This is a genomic window from Actinomadura sp. CNU-125, from assembly GCF_001942465.1.
GTDB lineage: Bacteria > Actinomycetota > Actinomycetes > Streptosporangiales > Streptosporangiaceae > Spirillospora.
Genome location: NZ_MKJY01000526.1, coordinates 1 through 1465, shown reverse-complemented (window position 1 = coordinate 1465; position 1465 = coordinate 1). Strand labels below are relative to the sequence as shown.

The window sequence follows — 1465 nt, the reverse complement described above, 5'->3', positions numbered from 1 at the left end:
GTGTATTGCTTGGGCTCAACCGGTCGTCGCAACACCGGCTTCGTGGACCGATAGTAGATGCTCGTTCAGGGCCTCGGCGGGTGTCTTCCATCCGAGTGTCTTGCGGGGCCTGGAGTTGAGGGCGTGAGCAACGGCCGCGAGTTCTTGTTCGTCCCATCTCGATAGGTCTGTGCCTTTGGGGAAGTATTGGCGGAGCAGGCCGTTTGTGTTCTCGTTCGTTCCTCGCTGCCAGGGGCTGTGCGGATCGGCGAAGTAGACGGCCAGGCCGGTGTCGACGCGGAGTTGGGTGTGCTGGGCCAGTTCCTTGCCGCGATCCCAGGTCAGCGAGCGGCACAGGTACTCGGGCAGAGTGCTGATCGTGGCGGCGATCGCATCCTTCACGGCCTCGGCGCCGCGACCGGCCAGAGCCGGACCGTTCTTCACCGGCGGCTGGATTCCGTAGCCGTCCATCCGCGGCAGGTGCAGCAGGATGGTGAACCGTGTCGTGCGTTCCACCAGCGTGCCGATCGCGGACCGGCCGGTACCGATGATGAGGTCGCCTTCCCAGTGGCCTGGAACAGCGCGGTCCTCGACCTCGGCCGGCCGTTGACCGATCATCACCTCGGGGGTGACGTGCCCACCGGCGCGCTGCCTGGAGCGGGCTCGCGGAACCCTCAGGGCGCGGCCGGTGCGCAGGCAGGCGGCCAGTTCGCGCTTCAGAGCGCCTCGGTCCTGGATGAACAGTGCCTGATAGATGGCCTCGTGAGAGATCCGCATCGTCTCGTCTTCGGGATGGTCGACCTTCAACCGGTTGGCGATCTGCTGCGGGCTCCAGCCCCTCACCCGGCATCGGTCTTGGCGCCGGGGCTTGTTCCGCCCCTTCCACTCCGGCACCCAGGGCCCCGCAGCGATCAACCCGTCCGGGGTGCGGATAGCGCCGGACAACCGGTCCTGGACGTAGTCGCGCAGCTGATCGTTGGCCGCGAGTTTCGCCGTCTTCGGCCGCCTGGCTCGGCGCTCAGCGTGCCACTGCGCCACCGACGCCCGGTACTCCACCGAGTACGTCCGCGTGGACGCGTTGCGCCGAAGCTCCCTGGAAATGGTCGACGGCGAGCGCCCCAGGCGCCGCGCGATCTCCCGCACGCCCACCTGCCGAGCACGCAACAGCGCGATCTCTTCTCGCTCCGCGAACGACAGATAGCGGCCCGACACCGTCGGGGCAAGACACGGTCCCACCCCGCCAGCCCGGCGAAACCAGCGCGTCCCCACCGCCTGCGACACACCGATCTCAATCGCGGCGTCCTCCGAACTCGCCCCCCGCGCGATCGCCCGCCAGAACCGGACACGGTCCTCACGCCACGCGACCGTCGGCCGCCCCGGCGAGGGAATCTGCCCGCGATACAAACGGACAGCCTCCTGACGCTTCCCCAAACCCACCAGCACCATCCCCGGCTACAAGGTGTTGCGACGACCAGTTGAATCCGCC

Annotated in this window: 1 protein-coding gene; it reads right to left on the bottom strand. The window is 68.1% G+C overall.

All coding sequences use genetic code 11. The annotated features are described in order from the left end of the window. Positions 1-15: 15 nt before the first annotated feature. Positions 16-1425: an IS30 family transposase gene (locus BJF79_RS39655; RefSeq protein ID WP_075905137.1), complete on the bottom strand. Its 1410-nt coding sequence runs from the start codon at positions 1423-1425 to the stop codon at positions 16-18. Positions 1426-1465 lie beyond the last annotated feature (40 nt).

What these genes read in the sequence shown, in the direction of transcription:
- BJF79_RS39655 (WP_075905137.1), bottom strand. Translation starts at nt 1,425, where the DNA reads ATGGTGCTGGTGGGTTTGGGGAAGCGTCAGGAGGCTGTCCGTTTGTAT.